Source organism: Amycolatopsis stemonae, assembly GCF_054781455.1.
In genome coordinates this window covers 91403-108330 of sequence record NZ_BAAGUJ010000017.1, presented here as the reverse complement: position 1 = coordinate 108330, position 16928 = coordinate 91403, and the positions used below count along the sequence as shown (strand labels likewise).

General features: G+C 72.6%; 23 protein-coding genes. All 23 read right to left on the bottom strand.

The window, feature by feature from the left end; all coding sequences use genetic code 11:
• Positions 1-188: 188 nt before the first annotated feature.
• Positions 189-608 (bottom strand): DUF7715 family protein, encoded by a 420-nt coding sequence (locus tag ACYVLJ_RS40320; protein ID WP_370973944.1) that lies wholly within the window; start codon positions 606-608, stop codon positions 189-191.
• Between the two features lie 98 nt (positions 609-706).
• Complete coding sequence (locus tag ACYVLJ_RS40315) at positions 707-1690, bottom strand: hypothetical protein (protein WP_370973946.1); 984 nt, start codon at positions 1688-1690, stop codon at positions 707-709.
• Positions 1691-1775: 85 nt separating this feature from the next.
• Positions 1776-2315: a hypothetical protein gene (locus ACYVLJ_RS40310; protein ID WP_460442636.1), complete on the bottom strand. Its 540-nt coding sequence runs from the start codon at positions 2313-2315 to the stop codon at positions 1776-1778.
• 92 nt (positions 2316-2407) lie between these two features.
• A complete protein-coding gene (locus ACYVLJ_RS40305; protein WP_460442635.1) occupies positions 2408-2836 on the bottom strand; it encodes a hypothetical protein in 429 nt (142 codons plus the stop codon).
• Between the two features lie 59 nt (positions 2837-2895).
• Positions 2896-3549, bottom strand: coding sequence for a hypothetical protein (locus ACYVLJ_RS40300; RefSeq protein ID WP_460442634.1), 654 nt, complete (start codon positions 3547-3549; stop codon positions 2896-2898).
• Between the two features lie 107 nt (positions 3550-3656).
• Entirely contained in the window at positions 3657-4013 is a 357-nt protein-coding gene (locus ACYVLJ_RS40295; protein ID WP_460442633.1) for a hypothetical protein, read from the bottom strand.
• A gap of 17 nt (positions 4014-4030) precedes the next feature.
• A complete protein-coding gene (locus tag ACYVLJ_RS40290) occupies positions 4031-4432 on the bottom strand; it encodes a GNAT family N-acetyltransferase (RefSeq protein WP_460442632.1) in 402 nt (133 codons plus the stop codon).
• 125 nt (positions 4433-4557) lie between these two features.
• Positions 4558-4788, bottom strand: coding sequence for a hypothetical protein (locus ACYVLJ_RS40285; protein ID WP_370973957.1), 231 nt, complete (start codon positions 4786-4788; stop codon positions 4558-4560).
• On the bottom strand, positions 4772-5281 hold the full coding sequence (locus tag ACYVLJ_RS40280) for a hypothetical protein (RefSeq protein WP_370973959.1): 510 nt from the start codon (positions 5279-5281) through the stop codon (positions 4772-4774). The genes ACYVLJ_RS40285 and ACYVLJ_RS40280 overlap by 17 nt, the downstream gene beginning before the upstream one ends.
• A gap of 128 nt (positions 5282-5409) precedes the next feature.
• Positions 5410-6381, bottom strand: coding sequence for a hypothetical protein (locus ACYVLJ_RS40275; protein WP_460442631.1), 972 nt, complete (start codon positions 6379-6381; stop codon positions 5410-5412).
• 95 nt (positions 6382-6476) lie between these two features.
• A complete protein-coding gene (locus ACYVLJ_RS40270) occupies positions 6477-7160 on the bottom strand; it encodes a hypothetical protein (RefSeq protein ID WP_460442630.1) in 684 nt (227 codons plus the stop codon).
• A gap of 88 nt (positions 7161-7248) precedes the next feature.
• The gene (locus ACYVLJ_RS40265; RefSeq protein WP_460442629.1) at positions 7249-8097 is read right to left on the bottom strand and encodes a class I SAM-dependent methyltransferase; all 849 of its coding nucleotides are present in this window, start codon (positions 8095-8097) and stop codon (positions 7249-7251) included.
• Between the two features lie 299 nt (positions 8098-8396).
• Entirely contained in the window at positions 8397-9275 is an 879-nt protein-coding gene (locus ACYVLJ_RS40260; protein ID WP_460442628.1) for a hypothetical protein, read from the bottom strand.
• Positions 9276-9420: 145 nt separating this feature from the next.
• Positions 9421-9885 carry a hypothetical protein gene (locus ACYVLJ_RS40255; RefSeq protein WP_460442627.1) on the bottom strand — a complete coding sequence of 155 codons (465 nt, stop codon included), beginning with the start codon at positions 9883-9885 and terminating at the stop codon, positions 9421-9423.
• A 238-nt stretch (positions 9886-10123) separates the two neighbouring features.
• Positions 10124-10510, bottom strand: coding sequence for a hypothetical protein (locus ACYVLJ_RS40250; protein WP_460442626.1), 387 nt, complete (start codon positions 10508-10510; stop codon positions 10124-10126).
• Positions 10500-11159, bottom strand: a complete 660-nt coding sequence (locus tag ACYVLJ_RS40245) for a hypothetical protein (RefSeq protein ID WP_460442625.1) — start codon at positions 11157-11159, stop codon at positions 10500-10502. Before ACYVLJ_RS40245 ends, ACYVLJ_RS40250 begins: the two co-directional genes overlap by 11 nt.
• Positions 11160-11227: 68 nt before the next feature.
• On the bottom strand, positions 11228-11518 hold the full coding sequence (locus tag ACYVLJ_RS40240) for a hypothetical protein (RefSeq protein WP_460442624.1): 291 nt from the start codon (positions 11516-11518) through the stop codon (positions 11228-11230).
• 93 nt (positions 11519-11611) lie between these two features.
• Positions 11612-12244: a hypothetical protein gene (locus tag ACYVLJ_RS40235; RefSeq protein ID WP_460442623.1), complete on the bottom strand. Its 633-nt coding sequence runs from the start codon at positions 12242-12244 to the stop codon at positions 11612-11614.
• Between the two features lie 385 nt (positions 12245-12629).
• The gene (locus ACYVLJ_RS40230) at positions 12630-12935 is read right to left on the bottom strand and encodes a hypothetical protein (protein WP_460442622.1); all 306 of its coding nucleotides are present in this window, start codon (positions 12933-12935) and stop codon (positions 12630-12632) included.
• Between the two features lie 221 nt (positions 12936-13156).
• Positions 13157-14233 (bottom strand): P-loop NTPase family protein, encoded by a 1077-nt coding sequence (locus ACYVLJ_RS40225; RefSeq protein WP_460442621.1) that lies wholly within the window; start codon positions 14231-14233, stop codon positions 13157-13159.
• A 125-nt stretch (positions 14234-14358) separates the two neighbouring features.
• Positions 14359-15021, bottom strand: coding sequence for a hypothetical protein (locus ACYVLJ_RS40220; RefSeq protein ID WP_460442620.1), 663 nt, complete (start codon positions 15019-15021; stop codon positions 14359-14361).
• A gap of 28 nt (positions 15022-15049) precedes the next feature.
• Positions 15050-15901 (bottom strand): Mom family adenine methylcarbamoylation protein, encoded by an 852-nt coding sequence (locus ACYVLJ_RS40215; RefSeq protein ID WP_460442619.1) that lies wholly within the window; start codon positions 15899-15901, stop codon positions 15050-15052.
• Between the two features lie 129 nt (positions 15902-16030).
• Complete coding sequence (locus tag ACYVLJ_RS40210) at positions 16031-16768, bottom strand: hypothetical protein (RefSeq protein ID WP_460442618.1); 738 nt, start codon at positions 16766-16768, stop codon at positions 16031-16033.
• Between the last annotated feature and the right edge of the window lie 160 nt (positions 16769-16928).

The following is a 16928-nucleotide window of genomic DNA, read 5'->3' as shown; positions in this document are numbered from 1 at the left end:
TCTGCCGTCCACCCGGACTCCGTTGGTCCCTTGTGGACAAGAAGGTGGTGCCGCCCCGGTCTCGGTGGGGCGCGCTCGGGTGGCGCCGTCGCCGGGGAAAGGGGTCAAGCCGGGCGCTTTTCCCGGCTTGACCCCGGCCCGGTGCCGGCGCACCGTGCGAGCGCCCCGCCGGGATCCGGGGCGGCAGTTCAGCGCGCCGACCTCGCCGCGACCTGCACTCGTTCCAGGATTTGGTCGCCGCGGCGCTCGACGACGGTGCCGACGGGGAAGGCCGCGGCGATGCGGGCCATGTCGCGGGCGGCCTCTTCGGCCCAGCCGCGCACCTCGTCGGTGTCGGGCAGCCCGGCGCGGATCAGGCTGGCCTGGTGGGCCGCGACGTAGTCGGCGAAGGTCATCTGCCGTTCGACTACCTCGGCGGTGGTGGTGGCCTTGCGGGAGTCCAGGCCGGTGAAGGAGCGGCAGCAGCCGCAGCCGCCGTCGGGCCTGCCGCGGTCGCGGTCGCAGGAGGAGGTGATGTCGACCAGCTCGTCGGGCGAGCAGGCGAGGAAGTCGTTGCCACGCTGTTTCTGGGTGCGGGCGGTGGCGACGAGCACGGCGAGGGTGGGCACGAGGGCTCCTTCGGTTGCAGGAAAGGGAAAAGCCGCCGCCCCTGGCTCCCGCGCGGGATGCGGGCGCCAGGGGCGGCGGAAAGGGGGGCGGTCTGCGGTCAGGTCACGGGCCGGGCGGCGTCGGCGGAGACCGCGACGGCGACGGCGAAGATCTGGTCTCCGGGATCCGCGGACAGCTCGGCGAGGCCGCGGCTGCCGAACGGGGCGGTCGCCAGCGCGGCGTCACGGTTGGGGCCGGCGAAGAACAGCTCGATCTCGACGGGCGCGGCCGGAGGCTGCGGGTCCGCGCCGAGGCATTCGGCCAGGGCGAGGTCGCGGGGGTGCGCGAGTCGGCCGGTGACGTCCAGGCCGTGCTCGGTCTGGCTGTCGCGGTAGTCGAGGTAGTCCTCGATCAGCTCGCGGTTGTCGGCCAGGTACTCGCCAGCGAAGTAGTCCGGGTCCATCAGCAGCTCGTTGAGCTCGTCGACGGACACCGGGATCGCCACGGTGAGTTCCCAGTAGATGTCCTCGCTGGCCTGGATCTCCATCGGCACGGCGACGTCGTCGGCGCCGTCGCGGGCGGTGGCGGTGACCTGGAGCCGGGTCCGCGGGCGCGCGTCGGTGCCGTCCAGGGACCGGCAGGGCTGGTCGATCAGCCGCGGCATCGGGTACTCGGCGCTGGGCACCGGGTCGTGCAGCAGGTGGCTGGTGTAGTAGCGCAGCGACTCGGGGCCGACCTTGGCCAGCGCGCCGGCGTCGCCGTGCAGGCACAGGTAGACCACCAGCTCGACCACGCGCATCGCGGGCAGCGCGGCGAACTCCGCCGCGTGCTCGGGGTCGACGTACGGGCTGGTGATCCAGTCGATGAGGGTGAGCGCGGTGGCGCGGATGCCGGGGGCGACGGCGGGCTGGTCGGGGTAGATCTCGCCGGTGAGGTCCCGGCGGGCCAGGGCGGACAGCGCCAGGTGGGCCGGGGTGCCGGTGTAGGTGACGCCGTAGGCGTCAGTGAACTGGTAGCCGGTGTCGGCGGTGACGCCGATCGCGGCGGCGACCTGGGCCGGGTCGATGTCCAGCCGAGGGTCGGCGATGGTGGTGACGGGCATGGCGGGGCTCCTTCGGGCAGCACGACGCGGCCCGCCGGCGCGGGATGCGCCGGCGGGCCGGAGGGCGGGGCGTGCGAGCTGGTGGTTATGCCTCGGTGGCGGGGTGGACGATGTGGGCGATCTGGTCGCCGGCGAGGTCGAACACCGAGGCCGAGGTCTCCTCGCCCAGGCCCCAGACCAGCGCGGCCAGGTAGGCGCGGGTGGGCTCCAGCGGCTGGTGGTGGCCGGTGCGCACGTGGATGACGAGGCTGGACTCGTCCAGCGACGGCGCGGTGAGCACGCGGGCCAGCCAGGCGGGAACGCGCAGCGCCTGGGCGGCGGTCACCTCGTCGGCCTCGACGTTGATGCCGAACTCGGCGAACCACGCGTCCAGCGCCTGGACGGTGTCGCCGCCTTCCCAGCTGCCGTCGCCGCGCTCGAGCCGCTTGAGCCGTCCGAACAGGGCGAGGACCACGGCGGCGGCGGCGAGGTCGTCGGCGCCGCGGGGTTCGGGCACCGCGGCGGTGGTGGCGGCACCCGCGTCGGCGGGAGGCGCTGGGGTGGCGTAGGTGTCGGCGAGCTGGTCGTAGATCGGGGTGCCGGGATCTCGTGCCGGCACGTGCCGATCGGGGTTGTCGCTGTTCATCGGGCTTCTCCGCTCGGTTTCGCAGGTGGGCAGCGGAGGCCCGCGGCAGGGGTTGGTCAGTCCCGTGGTGCCGCGGGCCTGACCGGGCTGCGTCAGGCGTGGTCGCCGGGTTCGGCGGGGGTGGCCAGGGTCAGCGGGATGTCGGGGCCGATCTCGGCGACCAGGCCGCGGGTGCGGGCGGCCTCGTCGAGCAGCGCTTCGAGCTCGGCGACGATGCCCTGCTTCTGCACGCAGCGGGATCCGAAGCCGTGGCTGAAGCCGGGGTATCCGTTGGCGCCGAAGACGGCGTCCTGCATCCAGCACTGCTCGCCGACCAGCCGCGACAGGAAGTAGGTGTTCGGCTCGGTGCGGCCGGGCAGGACGACGGCGAGCTGGGCGTCGAGCCCGACCATGGGGCCGAAGATGCCGGGCTCGTCCCGGCGTTCGACGCTGACGACGCTGGCGGTCACGGTCACCGGGGTGTCGCCGGCGAGCACGACTTCGCGGGCGGGGATGACGGGGGCGTTGCTGGTGCTGGGCATGGTGAATCTCCACGTGGTTCGACGGTGGGGGCGTGGCCTGATCGCGCCGGTGGGGCCGGTCAGGCGGCGAGGGCGGCGAGCAGGGGCGGCAGCGCGGCGCGGGCCTGCGCGATCGCCTCGTCGAGCAGCGCGTACTCGTCGATGACCTCGGCCATCGCGGCGTCGGGGTCCTCGTCGGGGCTGAAGACGGTGGGGGTGCCGGCGTCGCCGAGCAGGACCCCGGCTTTGCGGACCTCGACCCGGACGTAGCGGGCTTCCAGCCGCCGGGCCGCGCGGGCGTCCTCGCGGGCTTGGCGTAGTGCGAGCTCGTGGGCCGGGCCGCGGGCGTAGCCGCGGCGGGTGAGGTCGGCGCGGCGCTGGGCGAGGGTGTAGCTGGGGCGGAAGTACTCGTAGCGGTTCTCGGCGGAGAGGTAGACGGGGATGGTGTCCTCGCCGCGGGTGGCGCTGAACTCGCCCAGCCCGAACAGGTCGGGGTCCTCGTGGTACTCGGCGACCGCGGTGGCGGTGAAGCCGGCCAGCTCGGGCCGGTCGTCGAGCAGCAGGGTGATCGCCTCGCCGGGGCCGCCGCGGTAGGGCAGGGATCGGGTCGCGGAGGTGGTGGCGCATCGGTAGGCGTGCGCGGCGGGCAGGCCGTCGCGGCGCAGCCGCAGGTAGCGGTGGGTCGTGTCCGTGCGCGGCGAGGTCGCCGGCGGCGTGGATGAGGGTGCGGGCATGACGTCCTCCCTGGTCGTGAAACGGGTGAGGTGCCGGGAATGCGGGCGGCGAGGCGGCCCGCCTGGCCCCGCCGGCTTCCGGCCGGGCGGGGCGCCCCGCCGCAAGGTCAACTGATGGGCTGGCTGGCCTCGCGGGCGAGTTCGGCGGCGCAGGGCGCCTGCTCGCGGGTGCCGTGATGGCGGGAGCCGACGCACCAGTGCAGGCCGGCGAACGTGACCCCGCCGGGCTGGTGGGCCAGCACGGCCAGGGCGCGGGCCAGCGCGGCGAACGCCGCGGCGGTGTGCTTGCCGCCGAACATCAGGTCGTCGCCGTGGGAGCCGATGGTGGTGGCGGCCTCGGCGGCCAGGTGCTGCCGTTCGGTGGTGGTGAGGTGGCTGATCTCCTCCAGCGCGGTCAGCACCGCGACGGGCAGCATCGCTTCCAGCAGCGGGTGGTCGGCGAGCGGATCGTGGGCCGGGGGCATGCCGGTCCTTGGCCGGCTCATCGGGGCGCGGTCCGGCGCAGCACGCCGTCCGGTCCGGCGGGGACGAACCCGAAGCGGCCGTACCAGGCGGCAAGGGCCGCGGTGGGCGCGGCGAGGCCGATGTTGCGGCCGGGATGCAGGTCGAGCGCCAGGGTGAGCAGCCGGGTGCCGAGCCCGTTGCCGCGCAGGCCCGGGACGACGCGGATGGTGTCGATCCACACGCTGTCGTCGGCGCAGTCGATGAACAGCAGGAATCCCGCTTCGCGGTCGCCTTCGGCGAGGGCGATGCGTCCCTCGTTGTCCTGCTCGAGGTGGGGCGGGTCGAGGATCACCGTCCAGGTGCCGGTGGCCGCAGCGGCGGGTGTGATCCGGTCGGGGGCCGCAGGCGTGGCGGGGCGGGACGCGACGAGCGTGGGCATGGAGCGTCAGCTCCCTTCGTGCGTGAGGTGGATGTCGGCCCAGGTGCGGCGCAGGCCGCGCCGGCGTGGGGTCTGGCCGGGCGGCCCGCGCCGCGGGCGAGGCGGAACCGGGAACGGTGCGCAGGTCAGAAGGGCGCTATCCAGATCCGGGTGCCGGGGTGGTGCTCGTCGAGGTAGGGGCGGGACAGCTCGACGACGCGCTCGGCTTCGGTGCGGGTGAGGATCGCGGCGTGGACCTTGCGGTTGGTGGTGCCGCCGTCGGCGGTGGCGCGCAGCGCACGCGGAAGGTCGGGGAAGCGCACGAACACCGTGTAGCGGCGGTCGTCGCGCTGCTCCGGATCAGTAGCGCCGGGCATAAGCGGCTTCCTCACGAGCGCTCAGGTCTGCCTGGTCGAGGCCCTTGAGGTCGATGGCGCTGAAGTCGCCGAAGTGCTCCCAGCGGCCGTTGACGGGGTAGTAGGCGCGGACCTGGTCGCCGGCCACGAGGTATAGCCACTCGATCCCGCCGCCGGCGTCCTCCTCGTCGAGGGTGCCGGTGCTGGGCTCGGGGTCCTGGTGGTCGGTGTAGTGGTAGCCGACGCCCGCGGTCGGCTGCACGTGGTCGGGGCGGTACTTGCTGCGGGTGGCGGCGTCGGCCGCCTCCGCGGTGGCCTCGCTCGCGGCGATGAAGGACCAGTCGTGCTCCAGGATCTTCGCGGCGAGCCGGTCCAGGTCGCCGTCGTGGTGCTCGTGCAGGGCCTCGCCGAGAGCGGGCAGCTGGTGGGTCGGGTAGCCGTCGCTGTGGCAGTAGCGGGCGCGGTAGGTGCGGCCGTCGGCGTCCAGGACGCCGATGAGGGATCGGGTGGACACGGGCTTTCTCCTTGCTCGGTGTGGCGGGGTGGCCGCGCGGGCTCGGGTGGTCGGCCCGGTCCGCGCGGGGAAAGAAGGCCCGGCCGGCGCCGCCGGGGTTCGGGGCGGCGCCGACCGGGCGGGCCAGATCAGATGTGGCAGTCGACGATCGCCAGCCACAGCTCGCCGGACAGGCCGTCGAGGTAGGTGTTGGCCTGCTCCAGGTAGGCGTTGGTCGAGTCGTGGGTCTTGTCGGACAGCCCGAACCAGCCCATCCGGCCCTTCTCGATCCACTGGCCCTGGTGGGTGAGGGTGGCGTAGCCGGGGATGGCCTGGGCTCGCTCGAGTGCGACGTACTCGTCGCGGTCGAGGTGGTCGAAGGTGTCCTCCGGCCCGTCCCACAGGAACTGCTTGTAGCCCGCGTGGGCGCGCAGCGCGGCGATGCGCGGCTGGGCGGCGTAGTCGGTGCGGGCCTGCTGGATGGTGTAGGTGCTGGCCGCCCAGGCGGCGTCGACGGCCTCCAGCTCCTTGCGGGAGCGGGCGAGGAAGTGGGTGTGCGCGTCCGGGTCGGAGGTCTTGAGCGCGTCGGCCGCGTCGATGTCGGCCAGGCCGAGGTCGGCCAGCACCGCGTCCAGGGCCTCCTTCTCCAGCTCCTGCTTGGGCCGGGGCGCGTCCTTCTCGGCGTTCTTCACGCGGTCGACGAACATCTGCCACGGCAGGTGCTGCGGGGTGCCGTGCACGACGGAGGCGTACTCGTTCCAGTCGTCGACGGCCTTGGCGGCCGCGGCCTCGCGCATCCCCTCCAGGTCCAGCGCCCTGATCCGCGAGAGGTCGCACCGGCCGGGCGTGGCCAGCTTGTTCTCGTTGGTCCAGGAGCGCTCGCCGCGGGCGTAGTCGCCGTCGGCGGCGTCGGTCCGCAGCTGGAGCTCATCGGACCAGCGGCCGCCGATCTGGTACCAGTCCCACTTGGCGTTCGGGTTGTACCACCAGGTCTCGCCGTCCTCGGTGCGCTGCGCGACCTCCAGGTTCTCGTCGAACGGGGCGAGCAGGGTGTTGATGTTCTCGCGGGCGGCGTCGACGTCCTCGCCGGACACCGCGACGGTCACGCTGAAGTGCGACATGGCTGGGTGCTGCTCCTTTGTGCTCGGTTTCAGTGGCGCCGCGCGGGCGGGATGGTCGGTCCCGCCCGCGCGAGGTGTGGTGGGGTCGTGGGCCGTCAGCGCGGGGTGGCCGCGGGCAGCGCCGGCGTCCCGGCGGTGACGGCGAGGCGTTCGTCGCCGGGCTGGTCCATGCGGGTCGCCGTAACCCGGATCGGCGCGGAGGTGTCGTCGCCGAGCACGGTCTCGTCGGCGAAGGTGATCTGTCCGGACTGGACCGACACCACGTTGTCGCGGACCACCAGCCGCCAGATGTCATCGGGTGCTTCACCGCTGGCGTCGATCGCGCCGTTGACGAGGTGGTCGAACGTGAAGGCCGCGAACTCCTCCGGGTAGACCCATCTGTGTTCGGGCTGCCGCAGCGCGGGCACGCCGGTACCGCCGGCGGCCAGTGCGCGCAGCTCCTGCTGCACGGTGGCGCCGGGCTGGAGGAACGTGGTGATGAGGTAGGCCATCCACTCGGCCGAGTCGTAGAACTTCTCGGCGCCGTCCCAGCAGATCGCCGAGCCGTCCTCGGTGGGCACCCAGTGGCACCACAGGCCCGGCTGCTGCTGCGGGGGCTCGTTGTAGTTGAGGATTCCCGTGCCGCTCTGGCCCCAGTCGTTGCCGGGGTTGGCGTAGTAAGGGCCTTGGGTCCGGTGCATCCGCCGGGAGTCGGAGAACCGTTGCAGGTAGGCGATTTCCTGCGGGTTCAGCGGCGGTTCGATGGTGACTTCGCCGTAGAAATCGGTGGTGTAGCCCACGGGGATGCCTTTCGCTCGGTGTCATCGGTGGCCGCGCGGGCGGGGTGGTCGGTCCCGCCGGCGCGGAAGGCGTGGGGCTGAGGCGCTGCTACAGGGCCAGCAGGGCGAGCTGACCGGCCGGGTTCTCGACGGCGGCCGGTGGCACGTAGTGGTCGCGGCGGCCAGTCGGTCCGACGGCCGGTTCTCGCGTGGTGAAGTCGGCGCGGACGATCTCCACCAGCGGGTCGACGTCGTGCCAGTCCTGCTGGTACTGGGTGGTGTCGATGCCGCAGTTGGCCTCGAGCTCGATGCCGGTCGCGGCGACGAACTTGCGGTACTCGGCGTCGCCGGCGTCGGTCTCGTAGCGCGGGACGCCGGAGTACCGGAACGGGGCGGCGACCTGCGGGATGAGGAACACGCCGCGGCGGGCGACCATCGCGGCCAGGGCGATGGCGTGGTACTCGAACCGGCGGCCGCGATAGCCGCTGGTCTCCTCGACCGCGCGCGGGATGGGGCCGTAGGGCGGATTGGAGATCGCGTATTCGAACTCGCCGATGTCCTCGCGCAGAGCCGGGATCGTCATGATGTCCGCGCAGATCCAGCGAGCCTCGGGCATGACGCGGCGGCCGACGCGCACGTACTCGGGGTTGCGCTCGATGCAGACGAGCTCCGGACCGGTTTGCGGCCAGCGCGCCCACAGGTCGCGGCAGTGGAACGCGAGCCGGCCGATGCCTGCGGCCAGGTCGATGATCCGGTCCCCGCCGACGTGAAGGGACAGGTCGCGGGCCAGCCCGGCCGGGGTGAAATGGGCCCGGTCCGACGCCGAGCGGGCGGTGGACGATGCCCGCCAGTGGTCGAGGACGAACGCCCGCTCCTCTTCGGTGAGGTCGCGGTCGAGGTCGATCAGCTGGCACGCCTGGGCGTGCAGGCGTTCCTGCTCGTAGGTCAGCTTGGCCACGGCGAAGCCCCCTTTCGTGCTCGGTTTCGGGCGCGCGGGCGATCCCGCGGCGCGACGTGCTGGCGCGGATGCGCGCCGGGCCGGTCCCGCGTGGGGATCTGCTTGGCCCTGGCACCGGGTGGTGCCGCCCCGTTCGGTGGGGCGCGCTCGGGTGGCGCCGGCGCCGGGGAAAGGGGTCAAGCCGGGTGCTGTTCCCGGCTTGACCCCGGCCCGGCGCCGGCGCACCGTTCGAGCGCACCACCGGGCGGGTCGGCAGCGCCGAACTCCCTTGTTGTGGCTGGGGTTGGCGGCCTGGTGGATCAGGCGTGGGGGAACCGCAGGACGTCCAGGCCCGGGATGGGGATGTCGGCCAGGGCGCGCAGCGTCTGCTCGTTCTCGTCGTGCAGGACGAGGTCCATCTCGGGTGCGATCTCCAGCAGCGAGGCCCGGTTCTCTCGCGCGGTGTCGGCCAGGGCGCGCAGCCTCCCCGGCAGGTCGGGGTCGCCGTCGTGCGGCCCCGAGCCCGACGGGTACAGCCAGCGGCTGCGGGCTTTCCAGGACCGCAGCCCTTCGCCGGGTGCAGGGCGCTGCATGCGCGCCCACTCCTCGCGTTCGGCCCGGTTGGCGTGGGCCCATTCGTAGTCGTGCAGGGCTTCGGTGAGCCGGAGCAGCACCGAGTTGATCTGTTGAGGCCGGCGCAGGTGCGTGCGGAAGTCCGGCGCAGTCCTGTCCAGCTGATCGCGGCGGCCGGTTTCGGCGACCATCCGCAGGTAGAGGTAGTCGAGGTAGGCGTGGCCGAAGGCGAACAGGGTGGCCTCGGTGAAGTGCGGGAGAGCCGCGGCGGGGAACGCCTCGGTCGAGCCGTTGACGGCCTTGTGGACCCAGGGCAGGACGCCGTAGCTCCAGGGCTGGATTCCGTCGGTGGTGGTCAGGATCAGCCACCTGCGTGCGACGTCGTCTTCGTCGGCCGGGTCGGCGGGACTGGTGCTGGCCCACAGGTGGGCGGTCCCGGCCGGGGTGTGCAGGACCCAGGTCTCGGTCACGCCGTCCGGGGCGTGTCCGAGCTGGGACGGGCCGAGGCGGTCGCGCAGTTGGTGGACGCTGCTGGTCAGGTACCCGACACCGATCAGGCCGGTGGTGGGCGGTGTTTCCGGGGCGTCGCTCGTGTCGATGGACAGGTCGGGGTTCAGGACGGCCATGGGTGATCCGTTCGTCGGCGCCGCGCGGCGATGGCGGTGGCCGCGAACCGGCGCGCGGTGGCGCGGCGCGGATCCGCCGGACGCCGGCGCGGTGAGGTGGTTGCCGTGGCGCGGGCCGCCGGTAGCGCGGCGGCCCGCGGGCCGGTCAGGCCGGCACGGGGATGGCGTCTTCGAGCACGTCGATGCCCCAGGGCGCGCTCTCCCAGGCAGGAAGAGTGCGGTAGCGGTAGGTCTCGCCGAAGTGCCCGTTCACCCGCTCGCCGAGCTCCGGGTGCCGGGTGAGGACCGCGGTGTGCAGCGCCTCCATGAGCTTGTGGGCCTCGCTGTCGGGCCAGCCGGGGTGCTCGCAGGACTGGTAGTCGAAGCAGGCCATCGCCTTGAGCACCACGATCGGGTCGAGGGTGGCCTCGGTGGTGCGCAGCTGGTAGCGCGGGGCTTCGGTGAGTTCGCTGTAGCGGTAGTTGACCGACGTGTGGTTCTCCTGCCACAGCTTCTGGCCCAGCGCGCGGAATCCTTCGGCGCCGAGGTCGGGGGCGACGACCTCGTACTGGTGGGCCAGGGCGTGCACGAGGACGTCGATGTGGCCGCTGGACACGATCCATGCAGACATGCGAAAGAAAGCCTTCCTGGACAAGGGAAAGAGCACGCGGTGCCGGTGTCCGGGCTCAGGGCGGCCCTGGAATTTCGTGATCACCGGGTGGCGCCGGCCCCGTTCGGCGGGGCGCGCTCGGATCGCGCCGGCGCCGGGCAACGGGGTCAAGCCGGGTGCTGTTGCCGGCTTGACCCCGGGCCGGCGCGGGCGCACCGTGCGAGCGCCCCGCTGGGCGGGCGCGGCCGGGTCGCCTCGGCTACTGCTGGCCGGGCGGGAGTTGGCCGAACGGGAAGGGGTCGTGATTCACGGCGATGACTTCGCCGTCGAGGACGTCGTCACCCGGCTCGCCGTCGGCCTCGTCGCCGAGGTCGTCGGGGTCGTCCTCGTCGTCGAGGTCGTCGACGGCGCCGTGCTCGGCGGTCTGGTCGGCCCAGCGGCGGATCCGCTCGGCCGCGGCAGGGGACGCGGCGTCCGCGAGGTCGTGCTGGCGTTGCAGCCACTCCGCGGACCGGCCGCGGCGGAGCATCCGGTCGTCGGGGTCGAGTTCGTAGCAGGTGACCTGCCGGACTTCGACGCCGTCGAGGAACAGCACCTCGAGGGCGTGGCCGTCGCCGTTGTAGCCCAGGACGCGTTCAACCAGCACGGCGCTCACCAACCAGCGCCAGCGCGGGGGTCGCCCCGCAGACCAGGGCATGCGCCAGAGCGGGGATGAGCACACGCACAGCGGACTCCGGATCGCCGCGCCAGGTCGGCTCGGCGATGGTGATCAGCTGCGCGTCGTGGTCGACCGCAGTGGCGGCCCCGGGTGCGACGCGGTAGCCGTGCTTGCCGAGTTGCCCGATCAGGTTCTGGGCGAACTCGGCGGGATCACCGGCGGCCGCGGGCGTGGCCTGGGGCGGCACATCTCCCTCGGCTGGGTCGGTCTGGGCGAACTCCCAGCGGTAGGAGACCCGGAATTCGCGGCGGCCGCGGCGGCCGCCCGGCTGGTCGTGCGGGCGGACGACCTTCAGGCCCGTCTGGCTGGGCACACGGCCGCGGCGGGCCCACCCGGCTTCGGTGTCGACATCCCGCAGCGGGATCTGCTGTTCACCGGCTTGCACGAGCAGGGTGATCTGGTTGCGCAGGCTCAGGTGCTGGACGCTGCGGGCGGCGGCCAGCAGCTGCTCGGCCACGACGTTGTCCGGTTTGGCCTCGGCGAGCGCGGCCAGTGCGAGCCAGGCCCGGTCGGCCAGCACGCCCACTTGGCGGCGGAAGTCGGCGCGCGAGCGCGCCGACAGGGTCGTTGGAGGCATAGGTGCTCCCGTTCACTCGGTTTCGGTGGGCCGCGCACCGGGGGTGGTCAGTCCCCGGTGCGCGTGGATCACCGCCCGGCGGGCGGCCCGCAGTGCGTGCGGTCGGCGATGCGGTCGCCGATGCGGTCGGCGATGTGGTCGACGGCGTGGACGACGGCCTCGTTGACGTCGTGCTGCACCGCCCGGCCGACGTGGTTGAGGGCGGTGAGCAGCACGAACGCCACGGCGACGACCGCCGCGGACACGAGCACGGTCAGCAGGCCGGCGACGACGCGGCGGCGGCGCGGCGGGCGCGGGGAGAACAGCTCCGGGTAGCGCGGCGGGTAGTGCGGCGTGTCGTTGCGGTCGGTTTCGGGCATGACGGCGTCCTTGTCGTGAGCTGGGACAGGGGAAGAGGCGGCGGGTGTGCCCGGCTGCGCGGGTTGCGGCCAGACCGGGCACACCCGCGGGGATCAGCCGAGAGAGACGACGGCGATGCGGTCCCGCAGCTCGGGCGGGAGACCGAGCGCGCGCACGACGGCCTCCGTCAGGGCCTCCGCCCTGATCTGGGCGAGTTGATCGAGCAGGTGGGTGAACCAGCTCTGGAAGTTCTCGCCCAAGGGCGCCGGCGTGTCGTCGTCGTCCGCGACGCCGGTGATCAGGCAATGACCGTGAATCTCCGGCAGGGTGCCAGCGGCGAGCAGGACGCGCGCGTGGTCGCGTTCGGTGTCGCTGGCGATGTAGTGGCCGTCGCGGACGTCGGCGAGCAGGTGGTGCAGGAACTTGGTCGCCCCGACGTTGAGCGGCTGGTGAGCGACGCTGTTGCCGCCGACCCAGAAGCTCACCCGGCGCAGGTGGCTGATCCGGTCGACGAACGGGTCGCCGATCCGATCGGCGATCGCGGTGTACGGGTCGGTGGCGCTGATCGCGATCGGGCCGGGACCGGTCATGGTCAGCTCGACCGCGGTCATGGCGCCGGGCGAGGGCTTGACCCACCAGGGGTGGGCGGGTTCGCCGGTGGCGCTCCAGCTGGCCGCGTCCGCGGTGAGGGCGTCGATCTCCTCGATGACCTCGTCGACGCGGTCGTGATGGCCGTGCTCGTTCATGCGGTGTCCCTCCGTGAGATCCCCGGCCAGGGCCAGGAATCGCCGTGAAATGGCTGCGCCCCTGCGGATTCCGGAGGTGGTGTCGTGCTCCGGGCGGGGCGCTTGCCGTTCGGCCGGCGCAGGTGGCCGGGTCAAACCGCGGTGGCGGGGACGGGCCGCTGCCCGACCGGAGGGAGGGGTGGCAGCGGCCCGTCCCCGCGCGGTTTGACGCGGACGCCGGAGCCGGCCAGCGTGCGCCCGCGCCGCCCGGTGCACGGCGCCCCGATCGACTCCTCTCTCGTCTCGACCCACCCGGATGTGGTGGTCGTTTCTGGCGCGGGGCAACAAAAAACCCCGTGCCGCGAGCGCGACCGGGGACGTGGGGATGCTGTTGGACGGGCGAGGGTCAGTCGTCGAGTAGGGAGCCCAGCACCGTGGCGGCGGCCTTGGCCTGGAGCAGCTGGCGCGAGAGCAGCCGCTTCGCGCGAAACTCCTCGGCGATCCACTCGGCGAACCGCTGCGGGCAGTGCTCGGCCGCGGCCTCCATCCAGCCGTAGCGGTCGCCGTCGCCGGTGGCGTCCTGGACTTCCTCGTGCAACAGCGCGTGGAACTGCGCCGGGTCGCCGTAGCTGCTCAGCGGCTGGCTCCAGCCGGTGATGCAGTCGGTGCAGCCGCAGTCGACCGGGTCGATGCGGTGCGGATTGCCGATCATCGACACATACCTCCTGACCTGCGAGGGGAGTGATCGGGAACTGAACCCGCACGGCGCGCGGGAGTAATCGGGAACTGAACTGCGGGGGCGGGCGGGGAGTAATCGGCGAGTGAACGCGGGGCCCGTGGATTCAGCGGTGCCGCGTCGCGTCCCCACCGCCGCGCCGCCGCAGCGCGCGGACGGGAACGCCGGGGCCTGCCCAGTGGCCGGTGCCGGGGTGATCAGAAGTCGATCTGCGGTTTCCTGGCCCGGTTGAGCACGACGGAGGTAATGGCGGGCAGTTCGCCGTCCTGGGCTTTCTGGTTGTCGCTGCGCATGTCGACGACCTCGAACTTCTGGAGGCGGTAGCCGCCGCTGCTCGACACGGCATCCCGCATGTGGAAGCGGAGGCTCACGTCGATGTCGTAGTCGTTGATCGCCTGCAAGCTGTCGCTGTCGAACAGGTCGACGGGACCGGTGATGACGTCGGCGTCGCCGTCCTCCCAGGTGATCCGGGCTTCGACGGCGGAGTTGCGGCGGTCGGTGCGCTTGATGTTGAGGTCGCCGATGAACTGGGCGAACGGTTCCCCGCGGCGCAGCTCGAACGCGATGCTCCTCAGATGATCGAAGTTCAGGTCGTACTTCCTGGCGAACTCGATGACCTCGTCGACCTGGTCGTCGGCGATGCCGGGCACTTGGTCGCGCAGGTAGGTGGCGACGGTCTCGGGATCGGGGTAGGCGAATCGCATGTGGTAGTGGGCGCGGCCGGGACGGTTGAGCATGAACTCCGAGACCCGGTTCAGGTGGTTCACCGACAGGACGTAGAGCCGTTTGGTCGTGCTGGTTCCGTCGAACAGGGACAGGAACTGGTTCTGCGCGTCGTCGTCGCCGTTGTTGCCGAAGACCTTCTCGAACTCGTCGAACACGAGGACGGCGCCGCCGAGTTCGTCCAGGAAAGACGCCAGCCCTGGCGTCGAGTGCTGGACGAGGATCGTCGGCAGCTCCAGCACCTCGCGGGCCTGTTCGGCCAGCATGCGGATCATCAACGACTTGCCCATGCCCTTGTCCCCGGACAAGATCACGCCCAGGGACCGGTCCATGTCCTTGTAGGCCCGCACGATGCGATCCACGCGCTGCGCGTGGGAGCCGTAGACGGTTTCCCCGCCGGAGGTGAGCGGAGCGACCTCGCGAAGGCTGTATCCGGACAGCTTGTCGAACACGATGGAGTAGGTGGCCACCGGCAACTCGGTGTAGGTCTGCACGGAGCTGCCGTAGAAGCGGAATTGGCCGCCCGAGGCGACGATGGTGGACGCGGGCATCGGTGCTCTCCCTCTGGAGTGGTGAACGGTTGGTGGTGCAGCGGAAACACCGCGACCCGGCCTCCGCCCGGCAGAACAGCGGACGGTGACCGGGTCGCGGACGTGGGCGATCCGAGTGCCGGTAATCAGCTCGGCGCCGGCAACGGCACCGGCCGGGGAACCGGGCGGCTGGCCGGTTCGGGCCAGCGGTAGGGGCGGCGGTGCGCGGAGTCGCGCCGGCACACCCAGCCGACCGGGGCGAGCCTCATCGGCCAGGCGCAGCAGGACGGCAGGTCGAAAGGGCCGGGGAACGGGCAGGACGGCCGCCGGTGCAACGAGTCGGCGGGGTGGGGTTCTCCGCTGGTCAGCGTGTCGGCCCAGTCCAGGCCGCGGGCCACGGTGATGGTCTGGCGGCCGCAGGCCGGGCAGGCGCAGCCGCGGCCGCAGCGGCAGGACGGCATCCGGGCTATGCCGCCGTTGCCGTCCGGCTCGGCGACGGCGGCGTAATGCGGGGGAAGCGGGTAGGGGCTCGGGTCGCGGGGCGGCAGCTGGTAGGTGTCGGCCCACAGCTGGCCGGTCGCTGGGGTGGTGAAGATCGACGCCTCGGTCAGCGCGACCGCGGGGACGGTGCGTCCGTCGAAGCGGTAGCGGGCGCCGTCCTCGTCGTAGATGAGCGCGCGCCGGTCGGCGGTGACCTCGACGGTGCGCAGCTTGCCGATCAGCGGCCGCAGCACGGGCCGGTCGCTGTAGCCGATCTCGACGGTCACCCGGTCTCCGGGCGTGATCGTCGTGCGGGTCCACGCGGGCATGGCGACGTCCTCCTCGATCGGTCGTGGTTCAGGGAATCGGCGGGAGCGGGAGCTGGCGGTCGGGCTTGGGGTAGCGGCGGGGGACCATGCCGATGGCGGTGCGGGTGCGCTCGCCGCGGGTCCGGCCGATGCGCAGGGCGTAGCGGTGGTTGCCGGGATGGCGGACGCGGTGGCAGCCGATCTCCCGCAGCGCGACGCGCAGCCAGTGGCGGGGATCGGCGTCGGGTTCCGGCGGGGTGGCGCCGAGACCGACCAGGCGGGCGATGACGCCGGCGGCGCCGGTCTCGCGGCCGGTGACCTTGGCCTGGGCGCGGGCGGTGAGCACCGTCGCGTCGGGCAGCAGGGTGAGGGTGCGCGGGGTGGATCGGCCCAGGTACGCGAAATTCAGGGCCTGGTAGACGATTCCGCAGTGACCGGGCTTGATCAGCTCCGATCCGCGCCACCGCTCGACCGGATCGGAGAAGGCGACCAGGCCGCGCACGCCGCGCTCGGCGGCGAGGTCGAACGACCGTGCGCAGAACCAGGATTCGCCGTTGCTCGGCACCGAGTCGGCCAGGCACAGCCGGGAGATCTCGATGGACTCGTAGTGCGGGGTCAGGGCGGGGAACACGCCGGTGAGGACCTTGTTGCTCATCGGCACGCCCATGGCGAGCACGCCGACCAGCTGAGGTTCACCGGTCGGCGTGCGGGTGTCGAACAGCCCGGTGCGCAGCCGCACGACGGGCCAGGTGGACGAGTAGTGGTGGCGCAGTGTCCAGGCGCGAGCGCGCTCCTCGGTCAGCTCGTCGACGACGTAGCGGTCGGGATCGAATCCGCCGTCGGCGACCGGCCGCCAGCGGGGCAGGCCATCGCGCCACCGCTGGGTCACGGTGATGGCCATGACGGGTGGTCTCCTACGAAATCGCAGTTCGGGGCGGGTTTTCGGGCATCGCCGGGAGCGCAGCGGGCCGGGATGTCCGGTCCGCTGCGCGGTGGCGGAGTAGGTCAGGACGGTGTGGCGCCCGTGGGGCTACTCGGGCGCGGACTGGGGCGCCGCGGCGGTCCGCAGGTGGGGTTGCAGCAGCGCGCGGACCAGCGCGGCGGCCGGCGGAGTCAGCCGGGCCTCGGCCTGTTCGATCACGTCGTAGACGTCGTCCGGATCGGTGTGCGCGCCGGTCGGCAGGGTGATGCTGCGGTTGGTGGACACCGGGCGTCCGTTGACGAACACCGCGACCCCGATGCTCTGCTCCGCTCCGGGGTCGGTGACGACGTCCACGATCGGGTCGGCGAATCGCTGGTCGGCGTAGTCGGCCAGGGCTCGGCGGATGCCGCGGATGTGGCAGTCCGGGTCGAAGTCGCGGTGCGCGTGCCCGAGCAGGAGGTAGTCGGTGATCGTGGCCGGGACGTCCGGGCCGGGCTCGGTGGCGGCCAGCTCGTCGAGCACCGCCGCGTGCGCGGCCAGCCACTCCGTCGCCTGCTCGTCGGTCAGGGCGGTCCAGCAGTTCGTGAGCGCGTAGCGGCCCTGCTCGTCGGGGTAGACCAGGCGCGGCTGTTCTTGCGGGTCCTCGTCCCACGGGTCGTCCTCGATGGCCAGCGTCGGGAGGCCGTTCGGGTCCGCGTGCCAGGTGAACTTGACCTGCGCGCTGCCGTAGTGGGCTTCCAGAACGACGCCGATCCACCGGGCGATGGCGAAGCTGACCACGAACGGCTGCTCGACCAGGAGTCCGATCTTGTCCGCCCACGCGACGCTGTCGGGGTCGGGGTCCATCAGGATTCCGGGGAACGCTGGCCCGAAACCCAAGTGGGCCAATACTTCCTTCCCTTCCGCGTCGTGGGGCTCGTTGCGGGCGGGTTCGTCTTCACTGTGGGAGGTAAGGGAAATCGCCACGTGCGCTCCTGGTGGGCCGAAGTGCTGCTCCGCCGGGCGG